General features: G+C 61.1%; 17 protein-coding genes. 9 read left to right on the plus strand and 8 right to left on the minus strand.

Features of this window, described 5'->3' with window-relative positions; genetic code table 11:
• Positions 1 to 47: 47 nt before the first annotated feature.
• Positions 48 to 629 (plus strand): hypothetical protein, encoded by a 582-nt coding sequence (locus tag AB8B31_RS11280; RefSeq protein WP_028733019.1) that lies wholly within the window; start codon positions 48 to 50, stop codon positions 627 to 629.
• 399 nt (positions 630 to 1,028) lie between these two features.
• Positions 1,029 to 2,084, plus strand: a complete 1,056-nt coding sequence (locus tag AB8B31_RS11285) for a 3-deoxy-7-phosphoheptulonate synthase (protein WP_028733020.1) — start codon at positions 1,029 to 1,031, stop codon at positions 2,082 to 2,084.
• On the opposite strand, the gene AB8B31_RS11290 is transcribed toward AB8B31_RS11285, so the two are convergent.
• Positions 2,081 to 2,908 carry a TolB family protein gene (locus AB8B31_RS11290; RefSeq protein ID WP_028733021.1) on the minus strand — a complete coding sequence of 276 codons (828 nt, stop codon included), beginning with the start codon at positions 2,906 to 2,908 and terminating at the stop codon, positions 2,081 to 2,083. The genes AB8B31_RS11285 and AB8B31_RS11290 overlap by 4 nt on opposite strands.
• 25 nt (positions 2,909 to 2,933) lie before the next feature.
• Positions 2,934 to 4,613, minus strand: a complete 1,680-nt coding sequence (locus AB8B31_RS11295) for an NAD+ synthase (RefSeq protein WP_028733022.1) — start codon at positions 4,611 to 4,613, stop codon at positions 2,934 to 2,936.
• A 192-nt stretch (positions 4,614 to 4,805) separates the two neighbouring features.
• On the opposite strand from AB8B31_RS11295, the gene AB8B31_RS11300 reads away from it, so the two are divergent.
• A complete protein-coding gene (locus AB8B31_RS11300) occupies positions 4,806 to 5,336 on the plus strand; it encodes a DUF1003 domain-containing protein (protein ID WP_026188414.1) in 531 nt (176 codons plus the stop codon).
• Positions 5,337 to 5,428: 92 nt separating this feature from the next.
• On the opposite strand, the gene AB8B31_RS11305 is transcribed toward AB8B31_RS11300, so the two are convergent.
• Entirely contained in the window at positions 5,429 to 5,827 is a 399-nt protein-coding gene (locus AB8B31_RS11305; protein ID WP_439007439.1) for a GFA family protein, read from the minus strand.
• A 367-nt stretch (positions 5,828 to 6,194) separates the two neighbouring features.
• On the opposite strand from AB8B31_RS11305, the gene AB8B31_RS11310 reads away from it, so the two are divergent.
• The 3 genes from AB8B31_RS11310 (at position 6,195) to AB8B31_RS11320 (ending at position 10,400) form a co-directional block, all read left to right on the plus strand.
• The gene (locus AB8B31_RS11310) at positions 6,195 to 6,617 is read left to right on the plus strand and encodes a TadE/TadG family type IV pilus assembly protein (RefSeq protein ID WP_018242263.1); all 423 of its coding nucleotides are present in this window, start codon (positions 6,195 to 6,197) and stop codon (positions 6,615 to 6,617) included.
• 1 nt (position 6,618) lies between these two features.
• Complete coding sequence (locus tag AB8B31_RS11315; RefSeq protein WP_439007440.1) at positions 6,619 to 8,355, plus strand: pilus assembly protein TadG-related protein; 1,737 nt, start codon at positions 6,619 to 6,621, stop codon at positions 8,353 to 8,355.
• A 206-nt stretch (positions 8,356 to 8,561) separates the two neighbouring features.
• Complete coding sequence (locus tag AB8B31_RS11320) at positions 8,562 to 10,400, plus strand: ABC transporter ATP-binding protein (RefSeq protein WP_028733024.1); 1,839 nt, start codon at positions 8,562 to 8,564, stop codon at positions 10,398 to 10,400.
• A 176-nt stretch (positions 10,401 to 10,576) separates the two neighbouring features.
• Here the strand turns inward: AB8B31_RS11320 and AB8B31_RS11325 are convergent, their stop codons facing one another.
• Complete coding sequence (locus AB8B31_RS11325; RefSeq protein WP_018445137.1) at positions 10,577 to 11,950, minus strand: class II 3-deoxy-7-phosphoheptulonate synthase; 1,374 nt, start codon at positions 11,948 to 11,950, stop codon at positions 10,577 to 10,579.
• A 217-nt stretch (positions 11,951 to 12,167) separates the two neighbouring features.
• On the opposite strand from AB8B31_RS11325, the gene AB8B31_RS11330 reads away from it, so the two are divergent.
• Entirely contained in the window at positions 12,168 to 13,451 is a 1,284-nt protein-coding gene (locus AB8B31_RS11330; protein ID WP_018445135.1) for a pilus assembly protein TadG-related protein, read from the plus strand.
• Positions 13,452 to 13,623: 172 nt separating this feature from the next.
• Here the strand turns inward: AB8B31_RS11330 and gor are convergent, their stop codons facing one another.
• Positions 13,624 to 15,009, minus strand: coding sequence for a glutathione-disulfide reductase (gene gor / locus AB8B31_RS11335; protein WP_018445134.1), 1,386 nt, complete (start codon positions 15,007 to 15,009; stop codon positions 13,624 to 13,626).
• A gap of 188 nt (positions 15,010 to 15,197) precedes the next feature.
• Here gor and AB8B31_RS11340 point away from each other — a divergent pair, with 188 nt between their 5' ends.
• Entirely contained in the window at positions 15,198 to 15,410 is a 213-nt protein-coding gene (locus AB8B31_RS11340; RefSeq protein WP_028733025.1) for a hypothetical protein, read from the plus strand.
• A gap of 57 nt (positions 15,411 to 15,467) precedes the next feature.
• On the opposite strand, the gene AB8B31_RS11345 is transcribed toward AB8B31_RS11340, so the two are convergent.
• The 3 genes from AB8B31_RS11345 to rpiA form a co-directional block, all read right to left on the minus strand.
• A complete protein-coding gene (locus AB8B31_RS11345; RefSeq protein WP_018445132.1) occupies positions 15,468 to 15,752 on the minus strand; it encodes an acylphosphatase in 285 nt (94 codons plus the stop codon).
• 94 nt (positions 15,753 to 15,846) lie between these two features.
• Positions 15,847 to 16,410: a DUF2059 domain-containing protein gene (locus AB8B31_RS11350; RefSeq protein ID WP_018242272.1), complete on the minus strand. Its 564-nt coding sequence runs from the start codon at positions 16,408 to 16,410 to the stop codon at positions 15,847 to 15,849.
• A 15-nt stretch (positions 16,411 to 16,425) separates the two neighbouring features.
• The gene (gene rpiA / locus AB8B31_RS11355) at positions 16,426 to 17,124 is read right to left on the minus strand and encodes a ribose-5-phosphate isomerase RpiA (RefSeq protein WP_018445131.1); all 699 of its coding nucleotides are present in this window, start codon (positions 17,122 to 17,124) and stop codon (positions 16,426 to 16,428) included.
• 204 nt (positions 17,125 to 17,328) lie between these two features.
• On the opposite strand from rpiA, the gene AB8B31_RS11360 reads away from it, so the two are divergent.
• Positions 17,329 to 18,045 (plus strand): HAD family hydrolase, encoded by a 717-nt coding sequence (locus tag AB8B31_RS11360; RefSeq protein WP_018445130.1) that lies wholly within the window; start codon positions 17,329 to 17,331, stop codon positions 18,043 to 18,045.
• Positions 18,046 to 18,067: the final 22 nt, after the last annotated feature.

Genomic DNA, 18,067 nt, shown 5'->3' on the forward strand with positions numbered 1-18,067 from the left:
CGATAAGCCTTAGTTCTCAACAACCTATAATCAGGAAGGAAACAGTTATGAAGAAACTCGTGCCCGCATTTCTTTCGGCCTGCACCGCATTTGCCATGCCGATGGGCGTATCCCTGGCACAGGATGCCAAGCTTGCCCCGATCTCCGACTACGTGACGAGCGACGTAAAGCCCTGGCTGAACGACCCTGCCATCATCGAGGCCGTCAAGGCGCAGAATGCTGCCAACGCCAATCTCAGCGCTGCCGATATCGACGCCCTCGACAAGAAGTGGCGTGCCGAAGTCGATGGCTCCGACCACGCCATGATCGACGGCGTGCTCAACAATGCGCTGTCGAAATTCCTTCAGGGCAAGAAGGAAGCTTCTGGCGGCAAGATCACCGAGATCTTCGTCATGGACGCAAAGGGGCTGAATGTCGGTCAAAGCGACACCACATCCGATTACTGGCAGGGCGATGAGGGCAAGTTCCAGAAGTCCTTCGGAGCCGGCAAGGACGCCGTCTTCGTCGATGAGATCGAAAAGGATGAATCGACCCAGACGCTCCAGTCGCAGGCAAGCGTCACGATATCAGACGACACGGGAACGCCGATCGGCGCCATCACCGTCGGCGTGAACGTCGACGCCCTGTGATCTCAGGAACTGCGTTTTCTAGAACAGTGCGAATGACCGTCGCCCGAGAGCATCTTTAGAGCGACAGGTTTAAACAAAGCTTAGAGCGCGTCGCATGCACGAGATCGAGCGCGACGCGCTTCTTGCCTCGCCGGGGTATCCCTCCGTAGAAGCCGTTGCCGTCCCCCGGAGCGCTGGATTTTCAGACAGAAAATTCTACGTGACATCACACAGGCGTGGCGCTACATACGCCCCATGTCGATCACATCAATCAACGCCTTGGGATTTTATTGGTACCGCTGCTCTCAGCGGATGCGGGTCCATGCGTAACTGAATTCGACGCGACGACAACCCGAACAGCCGCTAGTCTACCTGGCGGCTTTTTTGTTCCGCACGGTATGACCAAACAGGAGCCATACCGTGTCTGATACCATTGATGATCTGCGTATCGTCGAGATCACCCCACTCACCAAACCTGCCGATATCATCGCGGAAATTCACCGCAATGCTACTGTCACGGACACCGTGACCAGCAACCGTGATGCGATCCATAAGATCCTCCAGGGCGAAGACGATCGCCTGATCGTCGTCATCGGCCCCTGCTCCATCCATGACCCCGTTGCGGCTCGGGAATATGCCGCACGGCTGGAGGAACAGCGACGCCGCTTCGCCGACGATCTCGAGATTGTCATGCGCGTCTATTTCGAAAAGCCTCGCACGACCGTCGGCTGGAAGGGCCTGATGAACGACCCGCATCTCGACGGCAGCTACCGGATCGAGGAAGGGTTGAGGATTGCGAGACGCCTGCTGCTCGATATCAATGCGATGGGCCTTCCGGCCGGCGTCGAATTCCTCGACACGATCACGCCGCAATATATTGCCGATCTCGTCAGTTGGGGTGCGATCGGCGCGCGCACGACCGAAAGCCAGGTCCATCGTCAGCTTGCCTCCGGCCTTTCCTGCCCGATCGGCTTCAAGAACGGCACCGATGGCGGCGTTCGCGTCGCGCTGGATGCCATCCTCGCAGCCTCGCAGCCGCATCACTTCCCGGCCGTCACCAAGGACGGCCAGGCAGCAATTGCCTCGACGACTGGCAATGACGACTGCCACATAATCTTACGCGGCGGCAAGCGGCCGAACTATGAAGCGGCCGATGTCGAAGCGGTCACCGGCGAAGCCATCAAGCTCAGTGTCGCCCCGCGCATCCTCATCGATGCCAGCCATGCCAACAGCGGCAAGGATCCGATGAACCAGCCGCTCGTCGTCAAATCCGTGGCCGCGCAGATTGCCGCCGGCAACAGCGACATCAAGGGCATGATGATCGAAAGCAACCTCGTCGCCGGCCGCCAGGACCTCGTTCCCGGCAAGCCGCTGGTCTATGGCCAGTCCATCACCGATGGCTGCATCGACTGGGATATGTCGGTCGCGGTGCTGGAAGATCTGGGAAAATCAGCCCGCGAGCGGCGCCGGACCTAGTCAGCCGGAAAATAGCGGACATAGGCCAATTCTTCGCCATCAGGAGACCAGCAGGGCACGTTGATTGTGCCCTGCCCCCCGAAGAGCTCGAACAGCGTCTTCAGATTGCCGCCGTCCATATCCATCAGCCGCAGCCGCACGTCGAGATCGCGCGGATGGTCGAAAACCGAGGGGTCGTAGGAGAGGATCAACACCTTGTCATTCGAAGGCGACGGATGAGCGAACCAGTTGCCCTGATTGTCGGAGGTCACCTGCTCGAGCCCGGTGCCGTCGGGGTGGATGCGCCAGATCTGCATCAGCCCGGTGCGGCTGGAATTGAAATAGATCCATTGCCCGTCGGCGGAATAATCCGGCCCGTCATTGCGGCCTTCGCCATGCGTCAGCCGCGTCTCGGCACCGCCGTCGACGGAGATGGTGTAGATATCGAAGACGTCGTCGCGGATGCCGCAATAGGCAAGCTGGCGCCCATCCGGCGACCAGCCATGCCAGTAGGACGGCAGGTTCTGAGTGACAAGCCGCGGCGTGCCGCCTTCGATCGGCAAGGTATAGATCGCCGACTTGCCGAATTCGGTCTTGTCGGAGATGACAATCTTCGTCCCGTCGGGCGAAATGCCGTGATCATTGTTGCAGTTGACGGCAAAGCCGGTATCGACCCTGACCATCTCGCCGCCATCGAGCGGCAACCGGTAGAGCAACCCGTCGCCGTTCAAGAGCAGGTAGGAACCATCGGGCGAGAAATTTGGCGCCTCGACCAGTTTCTCCGTCTGCCAGACCTCGCGGGCCCTGCCCGTCTTGACGTTGTAGATCTCGACCGAGCTGCGCATGTTTCCTCCCGATATTTCTATGGTCTCAGCGGTCCCGGAACCGATTGGTGATGGGATAGCGCCGGTCGCGACCGAAATTCTTCTTGGTGATCTTTACCCCCGGCGCCGATTGCCGCCGCTTGTATTCGGCGAGATAGAGCAGATGCTCGACCCGGTGGACGGTCGCAACATCATGGCTGCGCGCGACGATCTCCTCGACCGCCATTTCCTTCTCCACCAGGCATTCGAGAATATCGTCGAGAACGGGATAGGGCGGCAGCGAATCCTGGTCCTTCTGGTCGGGACGAAGCTCGGCCGAAGGCGCCTTGTCGATGATATTCTGCGGGATCACCTCGCCCGACGGCCCTAGCGCACCCGGCGGTACGTTTTCGTTGCGCCAGCGGGAAAGCGCATAGACCTGCATCTTATAGAGATCCTTAATCGGATTGAAGCCGCCGTTCATGTCGCCGTAGAGCGTGGCGTAGCCGACCGACATTTCCGACTTGTTGCCCGTCGTCACCACCATCGAGCCGAACTTGTTAGAGATTGCCATCAGGATGACGCCCCGCGCCCGGCTTTGCAGGTTCTCTTCGGTAATGCCACTGTCCGTGCCTTCGAAAAGGCTGGCGAGCGCGCTGCTGAAACCCGTCACCGGCTGTTCGATCGGCACGATATCGTAACGGCAGCCGAGCGCCTTGGCGCAATCGGCCGCGTCCTTCAGCGAATCCTCGGAGGTGTAGCGGTAAGGCAGCATGACGGTGCGCACCCGTTCTTCGCCAAGTGCATCGACGGCGATCGCGGCGCAGATCGCCGAGTCGATGCCGCCGGAAAGGCCGAGCACGACGGTTTTGAAGCCGTTCTTGTTGACGTAGTCGCGGAAGCCGAGCAGGCAGGCGCGGTAATCGGCTTCCTCGCGCTCTGGAATATGCGCCATCGGCCCTTCGGCACAGTGCCAGCCGCTGTCGCCGCGCTTCCATGTCGTCACCGCCAGCGCTGTTTCGAACTGGCTCATCTGGAAGGCGAGCGACTTGTCGGCATTGAAGGCGAAGCTCGCGCCGTCGAAGACGAGTTCATCCTGGCCACCGAGCTGGGCGGCATAGATCAGCGGCAGCCCGGTCTCGATCACCTGCTTCAGCACCACCTGATGGCGGATATCGACCTTGCCGCGATAATAGGGCGAACCGTTCGGCGACAGCAGGATTTCAGCCCCGCTTTCAGCCAGCGTCTCGCAGACGCCGAGATCGCCCCAGATATCCTCGCAGATCGGAATGCCAATGCGCACGCCGCGGAAATTCACCGGCCCCGGCATGGCACCCTGGTCGAAGACCCGCTTCTCGTCGAACTCGCCGTAATTCGGCAGGTCGATCTTGTCGCGCACCGCAATCACCTTGCCGCCGTCGAGCACGGCGACGGAATTGTAGCGCCCGGTCGCGTCCTGCCTGGGAAAACCGATGATGACGCCCGGTCCGCCATCGGCAGTGTCCGCAGCCAGGCTCTCGACCGCCTTCCAGCAGGCACGGATGAAGGCGGGCTTCAGCACTAGGTCCTCCGGCGGATAGCCGGAGATGAAAAGCTCGGTCAGGACGAGCAGATGCGCGCCCTCCCGGCCCGCGTCAATACGCGCCTCGCGCGCCTTGGCGAGATTGGCTGCGACATCGCCGACCGTCGGGTTGAGCTGGCCGATGGCGATACGGAAGATATCAGAAAGAGCGTTTTCCTGTGTCATGTCATTTATTTAGCCTGCGCTTTTCGCGACCGCAACACGTTCGCGTCGAAAGCGACACTTCGCGACGACGAAAATTTTATGAACGGATCGCGCATGGCGCAGCGCGGCATCGATACGCATTGCAATTTGTTAGCGGAGCGGAATACTGGCGCCGAAAGCGACCGTATCGACAACCGGCATCGGAAACAGGCAATGTCTAATCTTTCGGACTTCGTGCACCATCATTTCGACAAGCCGGCCGACGAACTCGGCGACGTCGAAAAGCGCGTGCTGGCGAAAGCGCACGAACGCAAGGTCATCTCGACCGACGTCAACGCCGCCTTCTCAGCCGACGCCTCCTTCGGCGAGCGCATCGCCGACAGCATCGCCCGCATCGGCGGCTCCTGGTCCTTCATCATCGCCTTTTTTGTCTTCCTCGTCGCCTGGACGGTGATCAACACCATCATTCTGGTGAGCGGCGCCTTCGACCCCTATCCCTTCGTCTTCCTGAACCTGATCCTGTCGATGCTCGCCGCCATCCAGGCGCCGATCATCATGATGTCGCAGAACCGTCAGGCCGAGCGCGACCGCTTCGAGGCCGCCAAGGATTACGAGGTCAATCTCAAGGCCGAGCTCGAAGTGCTCTCCCTGCATCAGAAGATCGACATGCATGTACTGACCGAGTTGACGGGGCTACGCGAGGACGTGGCCCGCCTCAGCGCCGCGCTTGCCGCCAAGGGTTAATGCATGTCTCCCAAAAGTGTGCAGCGGTGGGGATAACGACATGCATCACATAAAGACCTAAAGGGCGTCGCATGAATCCAATGCGACGCCCTTTAAGTCGGATTCACCGCATATTGCGGCAAGCCGTCCGATATCTCGTAGAAATCGCCCTTGTCGGCGCAGTAGATATGGTGGCCGAAGGCAAGGCCGCTCGGCGAGTCAAAGGCGCCAGCCATGACCGAAATCTCCGCCGATCCGTCCGCCTGCCAGAAGAGCGCGGAGCCGCAATTCGAGCAGAAGCCGCGCTGCGCCTCCTCGCTAGACCGGTACCAGCGGACCGCTTCAGTGCCTTCCACCGAAAGAGCCGCGCGGGCTACGTTGACCGCAGCGTAATAAAGTCCCGTCTGCCGGCGGCATTGCGAGCAATGGCAGCCGACGACAGGCCCGGGCTTTGCCGCACTTGAAAATCGCACGGCGCCGCAAAGGCAGCCGCCTGTATGCTGTTCGGTCATCGTCGCCCCGCTGTTTCCAAGGGAACGTTGCCGCCGATCTGCTCCGGCGTCAAATCCATTTCCCTGAACGAACCATCAGGAATCTTGAAGGCCGCCGGCCCTGTGCCAATCACGCCAACACTTCGGCGCGGAGCAGGAAGTAGCATTTCCTTATGCGCGCACCTCCCCAGCCAACACGGAAACACACCGCAGGTTGTATCATAAGGAAAATTCCTCAATAAAATGCTATTTTTCTAACAAAACAAAGGCACTTCATGATAATCTAATACATCCAAAACGTTTATTAGATAATCCAAAATTAACCTCCGCGGCTCTAGAGTCACAACCGTTGATCGATACTCTGCACGGTCAGCCTGCGAGGTGAAAAATGAGAATTTTCCAACGTTTCCCTTCGAACGAACGTGGCGCCGCAGCAATCGAATTCGCCATCGTCGCGCCGCTCTTCCTTCTGGTGGTACTGACGATGATCGCCTACGGCATCTATCTGAGCGCATCCCATGCAGTGCAGCAGCTGACCGCCGATGCCGCGCGCACCGCCGTTGCTGGCATGACCAGCCAGGAGCGATCGCAGCTGGTCAATGATTTCATCAGCCAGTCGACCATCGACCATCCGCTGCTCGAAAAGAGCAAGCTGCATGTCACCGTTACCACCGACCCCGGCAATGCCAACCAGTTCACCGTGACGGCGGAATATGACACCGTCAATCTGCCGATCTGGAACCTCTACACCTTTCCCCTGCCCGACCACATGATCCGGCGCTTCGCGACCATCCGGATGGGGGGCCTGTGAGATGCCGATGTTCAGGGCCCGCCTAAGTCGCTTCGCCACCGATGCATCAGGCAATATCGCCATCATGGCAGCAATCTCAGCCCCGCTCATCCTCTATTCGCTCGGCTTGGGCGTCGATTACGGCATGATGACGCTGCAGCAGCGCCGCCTGCAGCAGCTGAGCGATATCGGCGCCATCGTCGCCGCCGCCGACATCAGCCACGCCGCCGACAACCTCGTCGCCAATTTCGATCAGAACGGCCTCAACATCGCCGTCCGCACCAACACGGGTTATGCGACGAAGACGGGCTCGCTGCCGGCAACGGCTGATCTCAAGCAATTCGACGCCGTCGCCGAATTCACTCCCGGCACCTATCTCGCCGATGCCTCGGTGCCGCTCGGCAGCCGTTTTGCCGCCGGCATCCAGCCCTATGACGCCGTCAAGGTCGGCATCACTCAGAAGGCGGAGCTGATCTTCGCCACCGCCTTCGCCGCCGCTCCCAACCTCAGGGCGGTCGGCACCGCCTCGGCCTCCAAACTCGCTGCCTTCTCGATCGGCTCGCGGCTGGCAAGCCTCAATGGCGGCGTGCTGAACACGCTGCTCGGCAGCCTGCTCGGCACCAGTCTCTCGCTGAAGGTCGCCGATTACGAGGCGCTCACGTCAGCCGATATCAAGCTGCTCCCCTTCCTCGATATGCTGGCGACCGATCTCAACCTCACCGCCGGCACCTATGACGAGTTGCTGGCAACCGACATCTCCTATCCGCGCCTGCTGAAAACGCTCGGCAAGACTGGCGGCCTGACACTCACCGTCACCAAGGCGCTCGACGCGATCGAAAAGGCGCCCGGCACCTCGCAGGTCAAGATCAGGCTCGAGGATCTCTTCAACCTCGGCCCGACCGGCGAGCGCCTCATCGGCAGCGGTTCTCACCTCTCGGCCGAGGCGAGCGTGATGGATATTGTTTCGGCGGCAGCCGTTGCGGCAAACCAGGAGAAGCAGGTCGCAGCCAATCTCAACGGCTCCGTGCCTGGACTTGCCACGGTCAAGCTGACGCTTGCGATCGGCGAGATGCCGAAGGGCGCCGCTTCGAGCGGGATCGGCGCCACCGGCGCCACCGTCCGCACCGCACAGGTGCGCCTGGCTCTCGATGTTTCGGCGCTCGGCGCCAATTCGCTTGCCGGGCTGAAGGTGCGCGTACCCCTTCATCTCGAAGTCGCCCATGCCGAGGCCAAGCTTGCGAGCATCTCCTGTCTTGGCGGCGGCGCCAGAAACGCCAGCGTCGGCGTCGATGTCGTGCCCGGCGTCGCGGAACTGTCCCTCGGCGACGTCGATCCCAACGCCTTCGTCAATTTCGGCAGCGCGCCGCGTGTCAGCCGCTCCACGATGATGAACGCGCCGCTGCTCAGCGTCTCCGGACTCGCCCATGTCAACCTGGCCAATCTCAGCAAGACCAAGCTGACCTTCCAGCCGGCCGACATCGCGGCAAAGACCATCAAGAACGTTTCGACCAAGGACACGCTGACCTCTGCCATGGCGTCGCTGGTGAAGGAGACCGATATCCAGGTCAGTATTCTCGGCCTCGGCATCGGCCTATCGAAAACAGTGGTGCAAAGCGCCGTCGCCGATACACTCACGGGGTTGACCAAGCCGCTCGACGAGCTGCTCTTCAACCTCCTGACGCTGCTCGGCATCAAGGTCGGCGAAGCCGACGTTCGCGTCACTGACGTACGCTGCCAGCAATCGGTGCTGGTGCAATAAGACCCCTTCCATCACCCGTACCTTGTCGAAAATTGCAGCGGGAACCTGTTGCCTGTCGACAACACCCGCCAACCTCGTCCCATCGCTGCATTGAATCGGCGGCGGTTGTCGGCGATACTGAGGGTTCAATCAACCTCAGGAGACTGACATGAGAGCGAACCTGTCCAAACAGAAAGGAAACATCCCCCACAAGGACACTCAGCTTCATGAACATTCGGTTCTCCCGTGCGAGGAAAAACTCGCGACGCCATAACCCCTTCGTAAACCTCCTTCGCGATCATCCGATTTCCGCCGACCGTGGGCGGCGCTGGTCGCGCATGCACAAATTCCTCTCCTACTATCGCCCGCATATGCCTCTGCTGCTGGCGGATCTGCTTTGTGCCATCCTCGTCGCTGGCACGGCGGTCGCCCTGCCGCTCTGCGCCAATGTCGTCACGAGCCGGCTTCTGGCTCTACCCGATGCGCCGCAGGCCTTCGGACAAATCCTTGCCATGGGCGGCATCATGCTCGCCGTTCTGGCCGTCCAGATCGTCGCCATCTTCTTCGTCGACTACCGCGGCCACGTCATGGGCGCCCGCATCGAGGCCACGGTGCGGCAGGAACTATTCGAGCACTGCCAGAAGCTCTCGTTCAGCTTCTATGACCGCCAGCGCACAGGCCAGCTGATGAGCCGCATCACCAATGACAGCCTGTGGCTGGGTGAGCTCTTTCACCACGGCCCCGAGGATCTTTCCATCGCGGTGCTGAAATATGGCGGCGCCATGCTGGTGCTGTTCTTCATCGATCCGCCCTTGGCAGCCCTGATCCTGATGCTCACCCCGGTGGCGGTGGCCTATGCGCTCTATTTCAACCGGCGTATGAACCGCGCGCTCGAAGCCAGCAAACGGCAGATCGCCGCCGTCAACGAGCGCGTCGAAGATGCGCTTGCCGGCATCCGCGTCGTCCAGTCCTTTGCCAACGAGGCGCTGGAGAAGGAACGTTTCGCCGAGCAGAACCGACGCTTCCTGCAAAGCCGCGCCGAGGGCTACCGCAGCGAAGCCTGGTTTTCGGTCGGTACCGAAACCTTCGCCCAGCTCATCACGATAATTGTTATCGTCATCGGTGGCCTGCGCATTCTGACGGCAGAACTGACCGTCCCCGATATGCTGACCTTTCTGCTTTGCGTCGCTGTGCTGGTCGATCCGGTGCAGCGGCTCGCTAATTTCGTGCGCCTCTGGCAGGAGGGCTACACCGGCTTCATCAGGGCCATGGAGATCCTGGAGATTGCCCCCGATATCACCGATCGACCGGCCGCGCGTCCGATGCCGGCGCCCAGGGGAGAGATCAGTTTTTCCGATGTCGCCTTCGGCTACGAGGCCGATGGCCCGCGGGTGCTCGAGCAGCTGTCGCTCACCATCGCGCCCGGTGAGTTCGTCGCCCTGGTCGGCCCGTCGGGCGTCGGCAAAAGCACGCTTTGCGCGCTGATCCCGCGTTTCTACGATGTCGAAGCAGGGGCGATCCGCATCGATGGCACCGATATCCGCGAGGTGACGTTGGCCTCGCTCCGGCGCCATGTCGGGGTGGTACAGCAGGATGTCTACCTCTTTGCCGGCACAGTGGCGGAAAACCTGCGCTACGGCCGGCCCGACGCCAGCGATGCCGAGCTGGAAGCGGCCGCGCGCGCCGCCAATGCGCACGACTTCATCATTGCCCTGCCCCATGGCTATGGCACCGATATCGGCCAACGCGGCGTCAAGCTCTCGGGCGGCCAGCGCCAGCGCATCACCATCGCCCGGGCCTTCCTCAAGAATCCGGAGATCCTGATCTTCGACGAAGCGACCAGCGCGCTCGACAACGAGAGCGAACGGGCGGTACAGCAGGCACTGCTCAGCCTGGCGAACGGCCGAACCACCCTAGTCATCGCCCACCGCCTGTCGACCGTCCGCCACGCCGACCGTATCCTGGTCCTGACGGCTGATGGAATCGTCGAACAGGGCACCCATGATGAGCTCATGGCGCAAGACGGCGTCTACGCCAACCTGCACAGCGTCCAGGCCAGCATCTGACAGCAAGTTCCACCTTCGCAGCATAAAAAAGCCCGGCATCGCCGGGCTTTTCTTCATCCATTTGGGGCTACTGCATAATTCCTCATATCGGAATCGATTTAAGGGTAAAATTATGCAGCAATCCAAAGTGCTACAGCGTCCTTTGCGCGTCTTTTCAGACGCGCGGCGCTGTAGTCTCAGCCGTTCGCGACCATGCGCTTTTCGTCGCGGCCGCCCTTCATGCGCTCGGCAAGCAGGAAGGCGAGTTCGAGCGCCTGGTCGGAGTTGAGGCGCGGATCGCAATGGGTGTGGTAGCGGTCCTGCAGGTCTTCTGCGGAAACCGCGCGAGCGCCGCCCGTGCACTCGGTCACGTCCTTACCGGTCATTTCGACATGAATGCCACCCGGATGCGTGCCCTCGGCGCGGTGGATCTGGAAGAAGCTTTCGACTTCCGACAGGATCCGCTCGAAGGGACGGGTCTTGTAATTGTTGAGCGTAATCGTGTTGCCGTGCATCGGATCGCAAGACCAGACGACCTTACGACCCTCGCGCTCGACGGCGCGGATGAGGCGCGGCAGGTTGTCGGCGACCTTCTCATGGCCGAAGCGGCAGATCAGCGTCAGGCGCCCGGCTTCATTGGCCGGATTCAGGATGTCGATCAGCTGCAGCAGATCGTCTGCCTGCAGCGACGGGCCGCATTTCAGGCCGATCGGGTTCTTGATGCCGCGGCAATATTCGACATGCGCATGGTCGGCCTGGCGCGTGCGGTCGCCGATCCAGATCATGTGGCCTGACGTGGCATACCAGTCGCCCGACGTGGAATCGACGCGGGTCAGCGCCTCCTCGTAGCCGAGCAGCAGTGCTTCGTGGCTGGTGAAGAAATCGGTCTCGCGCAGGCTCGGATGGTTTTCCGAGGTGATGCCGATCGCCTTCATGAAATCCATGGTTTCGCTGATGCGGTCAGCGAGCTTGCGGTAGCGCTCGCCCTGCGGGCTGTCCTTGACGAAGCCGAGCATCCACTGATGGACGTTTTCGAGATTGGCGTAGCCGCCCATCGCAAAGGCGCGCAGAAGGTTCAGCGTCGCGGCCGACTGGCGATAGGCCATGGCCTGGCGTTCAGGATTCGGAATGCGCGACTCCTCGGTGAATTCGATGCCGTTGATGATGTCGCCGCGATAGGCGGGCAGCGTCACGTCACCCTGCTTCTCGACATTCGACGAACGCGGCTTGGCGAACTGGCCGGCGATGCGGCCGACCTTGACGACTGGAAGCTGAGCGCCGAAGGTCAGCACGACCGCCATCTGCAGGAAGGCGCGGAAGAAGTCGCGAATATTGTCGGCGCCGTGTTCGGCAAAGCTCTCGGCGCAGTCACCGCCCTGCAGCAGGAAGCCGTTGCCTTCGGCGACGTTGGCAAGATGCTTCTTCAGGCGGCGCGCCTCGCCCGCGAAGACGAGCGGCGGATAGCTGGCGAGCGTGGCCTCCGTTGCCGCCAAAGCGGCTGCGTCGGGATATTCGGGAACCTGCAGGATCGGTTTTTGCCGCCAGCTGCTCGGGGTCCAATTGTCTGCCATCTCACTCACCCGTTCTCACATCCATACCTTAGGATGCCTCAATATGCGGCGGCTTATAGACCTTTAGGTCAGGCTTGCAAAGACCAATCGCCGACAGTTGTCGCCTCACCGGCGCCGCCCGGCATTCTCTGATTAAATCCGCATATACCATGTCGATTTCCCCATATTTTAGACTTTCAATGTAGAACCGCAAAGAGTTCAACATCGGGGACATGGCATGGCGATCCTTCCGTCCGGTTTCATATCGGATCGCTCGGGCAATTTCGGCGTCATGACGGCACTGCTGGTGGTGCCGCTCTTCGGTGCGGCCGGCATGGCCGTGGATCTCGCCCATGCGCTCAGCCTGAGGACACAGCTTTACGCCGCTGCCGATGCCGCCGCCGTCGGTTCGATCGCCGAAAAATCCGGCGCAGTCGCAGCCGCGATGACCATGAGCGGCAACGGCACGATCTCACTCGGCAAGGACGACGCCCGCAGTATCTTCATGTCTCAGATGTCCGGGGAGCTGACCGACGTTCATGTCGACCTCGGCATCGATGTCACCAAGACCGCCAACAAGCTGAATTCGCAGGTTTCCTTCAGCGCGACGGTGCCCACCACCTTCATGCGCATCCTCGGTCGGGACTCGATCACGATCTCGGGCTCCGCGACGGCCGAATATCAAACTGCCGCTTTCATGGATTTCTACATCCTGCTCGACAACACGCCTTCAATGGGCGTCGGCGCAACCGCGACCGATGTTTCGAAACTGCAGGCCAAAACAGGCTGCGCCTTCGCCTGCCATCAGATGGACCAGAGCACCAACAATTATACCATCGCCAAGAGTCTCGGCGTCGCCATGCGCATCGACGTCGTGCGCCAGGCAACCCAGGCGTTGACCGATACGGCCAAGACCGAACGCGTCAGCAGCGATCAATTTCGCATGGGCGTCTATACTTTCGGCACCAAAGCCGAAGACGCCAAGCTGACGACGATCTCCAGCCCTACCTCCGACCTGACGAAGGTGAAGAATTACACCAACGCCGTCGACCTGATGACCATTCCCTACCAGAACTACAATCAGGACCAGCTCACGAGCTTCGATAGCGCCCTGACCCAGATGAATACCATCATCGATCCGGCCGGTGACGGCACGTCGAATATCAGCCCCGAAAAGATCCTGTTCTTCGTTTCCGATGGCGTCGGCGACAGCTACAAGCCGTCGACATGCACCAAGAAGACGACCGGCGGCCGCTGCCAGGAACCGATCGACACCTCCTTCTGCAAGCCGCTGAAGGATCGCGGTGTCAAGATCGCCGTGCTCTACACCACCTACCTGCCGTTGCCGAGTAACGATTGGTACAACAAATGGATCAGCCCCTTCCAGAGCGAGATTCCGACGAAGATGCAGGCATGCGCTTCGCCCGGCCTCTATTTCGAGGTGACGCCGACCCAAGGTATCGCCGATGCGATGAAAGCGCTTTTCCTCAAGGTCATCCGGGCGCCGCGCATCACCAGCTAATGCATCGGCTCGAATATCGGAATCGCTTTTCGGAAAGCACGATGCGTAAGTTCAAGTGTTAGAGCGTCCTTTGTGCGTCCGCAAGGACGCACGGGGCTCTATTCGCCCGGAAGTGTGCAGCGGTTCCGGGTCAACGACATGCATAAAACAAAAAGCTAAAGCCCGTCGCCGCTTAAAGCCGCTTGCCGTCGCGGATCCGATAGCTCGGCGCATACATGGTGACGAGCTCTTCGGCGGCCGTCGGATGCAGCGCCATCGTCCGGTCGAAATCGTCCTTGGTGCAGCCGGCCTTCAGCGTGATGCCGAGCAACTGCGCCATCTCGCCGGCATCGTGGCCGAGGATATGGGCGCCCACCACCTTGCGGCTCGCCGCATCGACGATCAGTTTCATGATCATCCGCTCGGCCCGGCCGGAAAGCGTGGCCTTCAGCGGTCGGAACTGGGCGCGGTAAACCTCGAGCTCGCCGTAACGTTTGCCCGCATCCTCTTCCGAGAGGCCGACAGTGCCGATCTCCGGCTGTGAGAAGACGGCGGTCGGGATCAGCTCGTAATCCGGCCGGGTCGGATTGTTCTTGTATTCAGTCTCGATGAAACACATCGCCTCGTGAATCGCCACCGGCGTCAGCTGTATCCGGTTGGTGACATCGCCGAGCGCATAGATGTTTTCGACATTGGTGCGGGAATATTCATCGACGATAACGGCGCCGCGCTCGTCGACCGCGACGCCGGCCGCCTCGAGGCCGAGGCCTTGGGTGTTCGGATCGCGCCCGAGCGCCAGCATGACGACGCCGGCTTGCAGCGTGCCGTTGTTCAGCGTCTCCAGAATGAGCCCGTCCTCACCCTTGGAAACCTTCTGCAGCGTGTCGTGGCAGAGGATGCGGATGCCCTTGGCGACCATTGCCTCGTGCAGCCCACGCCTCAGATCTTCGTCGAAGCGCGACAGGATCTCGGCGCCGCGATAAATCAGCGTCGTCTCGACGCCGAGGCCATGGAAGATATTGGCGAATTCGACGGCAATATAGCCGCCGCCGGCGATGACGATCGATTTCGGCAGCTCTTCAAGATGAAAGGCCTCGTTGGAGGAGATGCAGAGTTCGTGGCCGGGAAGGGCTGCATGCGGGTTCGGCCGTCCGCCGGTGGCGATCACGATCGTCTTGGCCGTCACCGTCTGTCCAGTCTTCAGCAGCCGCACCGTATGGGCATCGACGACCTCTGCGCGCGTTTCCAGGATTTCGGCATTGGCGCCGGCGAGACCTTTCTTGTAGAGGCCTTCCAGTCGGGCGATTTCAGCATCTTTGGCCGCCACCAGCTTTTTCCAGTCGAAGCTGCTTTCGCCGACCGTCCAGCCGAAGCCCGCTGCATCCTCGAAATGCTCATGGAACTGCGAGGCGTAGACGAAGAGCTTCTTCGGCACGCAGCCGCGGATCACGCAGGTGCCGCCGTAGCGGTATTCCTCGGCGATCGCCACCTTCTTGCCGAGCGAGGCGGCGACACGTGCGCCGCGCACGCCTCCGGAACCGCCACCGATGACGAAGAGGTCGTAGTCGTAGGAAGACATGAGGAGCTCCGGAAGGGAATCGCAGGAAGGATATTGCTGATATAGGGGCGATCATCACGAAAACAAAAGCCCGCTCCTGCGTCATCCCGTTCCCATCGCCGAATCTTCATTGTAAACGGCTGCGATTGACCCGGTCGCCGAAGGCTGGCAGGCAATCCATAGGATGGAAAAGAATGCCGGAGCAAAAGATGGATCAAACTCTCTTCGCCAATCTGTGCCGGGCTGGCAAATTCAAGGAAGCGCTCGGCCTCGCCATTCAGGGCCATGAGGACGAAAAATACACCCCGAGCCGCTTCTCGATCGACAAAAAGACGAGACTGCCGATCTTCTACCGCGGCAACAAGCGCGTGGAGCCGGATGAGGACGGTGTGTGGCAACTTGCAAAGAACCCGAACGCGTAGGGACTGAGTTCCGGCGCATATGCGATGCCAATTGCGTCTGCCGAGCGATTGTTGCTGTCAGCGGGTAATGCGGAAATCCGTCGGGTTCTTCTCAAGCTGGGCTGCTTCCGTCTCGACGCCCGAAACCGACGCCCCCGAAGGCCCGCGCCTGAAACGCTCGATCATCGTCGAAATGGCGATGTCGGGTCCTGCGATCACAGCGACGACGGCCCCGTCCTCTTCATTGCGAACCCAGCCCGTCAAACCGAGCCGTACCGCCTCATCGCGCGTCCAATAGCGAAAACCGACACCCTGCACCTTGCCGGATATCCGCACTCGCACAGCCTTGTCATGATCGGACATCTGCAGTCACCTGAAACCTCGCCGGCGGCATTGGCCGTATCATAGCAAAAAAGCCCGGACGATACCGGGCTTTCGCAAATTTGATGGGCGAACTTTACTGCTGGGCAGCCGGTGCTGGAGCCGGAGCGGCCGGGCTGTCGGTTGCCGGCGGCGGCGCCTTGATGACCTTGGAAAGCTCGGCATTGCTCTGCTTTTCCAGGTCGCGGGAAATACCCTGCGCCCAGATATCGGCAGCCTTCGCCGTCTCGCGCGAGGCGACCGGGCCGTCACGCAGCAGCTTCTTGCCGACGTCGGAATTGTAGAAGTCGGCGATCGCCTTCAGCTCATCGACGGTGAAGGTCTTGGCATAGGTGAGCGCCGCCTCCTTCTCCAGATCGCCGCGGCGCGGCGCCAGCGCCAGCGCCTGCGCGTCGACCGTCGACGAAATGATGTCCTGGTAGTTCGGCGAATCCTGGATCAGGCCGGCCTTCAGGCGCTCGGCGAGACCGGGCAGAATGTTGTCGAACTGGGCAGTGGCGCCGATGGCGTCGATCGCCGCGCGAGACGCCTTCAGCTGCTCCTCGGAGACTTCCTGCGCGTTGACGGCGGAGCCGAAGGCAAGCCCGGAAAGAAGGACGGTCGCAGCGGCGAGACGGCCAAGACCTGCAATGTTCATCATGAGTATACGCTCCTGTTATCTGTTTGCCTGCAGTGTGCGCACACCCGCAGGACCGGCAATGATCGCAAGTGCCGCCATATTGATAAAGAGCCCGTGTTCGACGACGCCGGGTATGGAATTCAGCTCGCTCGAAAGCGCCTCTGCATCAGGAATGCGGCCAAAAGATGCATCGATGATGTGATGGCCGCCATCCGTGGTAAACTCTCCGTCACCCGACTGGCGCAGAGCGAGTTCACCCGATAGGCCGAGCCGGGCCGCGACCTTTTCGATCGCGATGCGCGTCGAGACGAGCCCGAATGGATTGACCTCGATCGGCAGCGCGAAGGCGCCGAGCGTTTCGACCAGCTTGCTCTCGTCGGCAATGACGATCATTCGCTCGGAGGCGGCCGCGACGATCTTTTCGCGCAGCAGCGCACCGCCGCCGCCCTTGATCAGCCTGAGCCCCGTATCGACCTCGTCGGCGCCATCGATGGTCAGGTCGAGTGCCGGCAGTTCGTCGAGCGACTTCAGCGGCACGCCGAGTTCGACGCAAAGCCGCGCGGTTCTTTCGGAGGTCGGGACGCCTTCGACCCTGAAGCCGCCCGCGACCTGCTCTGCCAGCAGGCGAACGAATTCTTCCGCCGTGCTGCCGGTGCCGATTCCGAGACGCATCCCGCTTTCGACATGGGCGAGCGCGGCCTCGGCGGCCTTGATCTTCATTTCGCGGGCATCCATGCGCCGCCAGCTCCGATTATTGCGTTGGATGTGCTGTTTACACGGCTCGCCTGGCAAACGAAAGTCAAAATCATCACGGAAAATGAAAAGCCGAAACAGAGGCCTGCGGCCTTCCCGGCCGTCGCCGGACGTTGCTTTCCGCCGCGCGATCGCCTACCTCAGGACGATCCATCGCTCCTCAAGACGACCATCGCTCAAAGAGACATGCCCTTGACCCCTGCCCCCGCTCGCCCGGCGCTCGTCGTCTTCGATCTCGACGGCACCCTTCTCGATACCCATGTGGACCTGGTCGAGAGCCTGAACCATACGATCGCGGTCCTTGACCTCGAACCGGTCAGCTACGACGACCTCACCCATCTCGTCGGCCAGGGTGCGCGCGTGATGATCGAGCGCGCCTGCCGGCTGCGCGGCCATCCGCTCGAAGGCGACGCCCTGCCGCTGCTGGTCGAGCGTTTCGTTGCCCATTATGCCGGCAACATGCCCGGCCGTACCGAGCCCTATCCTGGCCTGGTCACCGCCATGGACCGGCTCAGATCCGAAGGTTACCGCCTCGCAGTCTGCACCAACAAGATGGAAAGCCTGGCACTCGGCCTGCTCGACAAGCTCAACCTCGTCCGATATTTCGATGCCATCACTGGCGGCGACACCTTCCCCGTGCGCAAGCCCGACGCCCGCCACCTCACCGGCACTATCGAACGCGCCGGCGGCGACATCGCCCGCACGGTAATGATTGGCGACAGCATCAACGACATCGCCGTTGCCAAGAATGCCGGCGTGCCCTCGATTGCCGTGCCGTTCGGCTATTCCGACGTACCGGTTTCGAGCCTCGATCCGGATGTTATCATTACCCATTTCGATGAGCTGACGCCGCAGCTGGTAGAAAGGCTGCTACAGGAATATGCGGAGAAGGTTGCCGTCTGAAGTTTGGCGATCAGCCGTATGT

The organism is Rhizobium sp. 62_C5_N11_2 (assembly GCF_051811185.1).
Lineage (GTDB): Bacteria > Pseudomonadota > Alphaproteobacteria > Rhizobiales > Rhizobiaceae > Rhizobium > Rhizobium leguminosarum.

Coding starts and splice junctions, on each gene's coding strand:
- AB8B31_RS11280 (WP_028733019.1), top strand. CDS start 48: ATGAAGAAACTCGTGCCCGCATTTCTTTCGGCCTGCACCGCATTTGCC.
- AB8B31_RS11290 (WP_028733021.1), bottom strand. CDS start 2,908: ATGCGCAGCTCGGTCGAGATCTACAACGTCAAGACGGGCAGGGCCCGC.
- AB8B31_RS11295 (WP_028733022.1), bottom strand. CDS start 4,613: ATGACACAGGAAAACGCTCTTTCTGATATCTTCCGTATCGCCATCGGC.
- AB8B31_RS11300 (WP_026188414.1), top strand. CDS start 4,806: ATGTCTAATCTTTCGGACTTCGTGCACCATCATTTCGACAAGCCGGCC.
- AB8B31_RS11305 (WP_439007439.1), bottom strand. CDS start 5,827: ATGACCGAACAGCATACAGGCGGCTGCCTTTGCGGCGCCGTGCGATTT.
- AB8B31_RS11310 (WP_018242263.1), top strand. CDS start 6,195: ATGAGAATTTTCCAACGTTTCCCTTCGAACGAACGTGGCGCCGCAGCA.
- AB8B31_RS11315 (WP_439007440.1), top strand. CDS start 6,619: ATGCCGATGTTCAGGGCCCGCCTAAGTCGCTTCGCCACCGATGCATCA.
- AB8B31_RS11320 (WP_028733024.1), top strand. CDS start 8,562: ATGAACATTCGGTTCTCCCGTGCGAGGAAAAACTCGCGACGCCATAAC.
- AB8B31_RS11325 (WP_018445137.1), bottom strand. CDS start 11,950: ATGGCAGACAATTGGACCCCGAGCAGCTGGCGGCAAAAACCGATCCTG.
- AB8B31_RS11330 (WP_018445135.1), top strand. CDS start 12,168: ATGGCGATCCTTCCGTCCGGTTTCATATCGGATCGCTCGGGCAATTTC.
- gor (WP_018445134.1), bottom strand. CDS start 15,009: ATGTCTTCCTACGACTACGACCTCTTCGTCATCGGTGGCGGTTCCGGA.
- AB8B31_RS11340 (WP_028733025.1), top strand. CDS start 15,198: ATGGATCAAACTCTCTTCGCCAATCTGTGCCGGGCTGGCAAATTCAAG.
- AB8B31_RS11345 (WP_018445132.1), bottom strand. CDS start 15,752: ATGTCCGATCATGACAAGGCTGTGCGAGTGCGGATATCCGGCAAGGTG.
- AB8B31_RS11350 (WP_018242272.1), bottom strand. CDS start 16,410: ATGATGAACATTGCAGGTCTTGGCCGTCTCGCCGCTGCGACCGTCCTT.
- rpiA (WP_018445131.1), bottom strand. CDS start 17,124: ATGGATGCCCGCGAAATGAAGATCAAGGCCGCCGAGGCCGCGCTCGCC.
- AB8B31_RS11360 (WP_018445130.1), top strand. CDS start 17,329: ATGCCCTTGACCCCTGCCCCCGCTCGCCCGGCGCTCGTCGTCTTCGAT.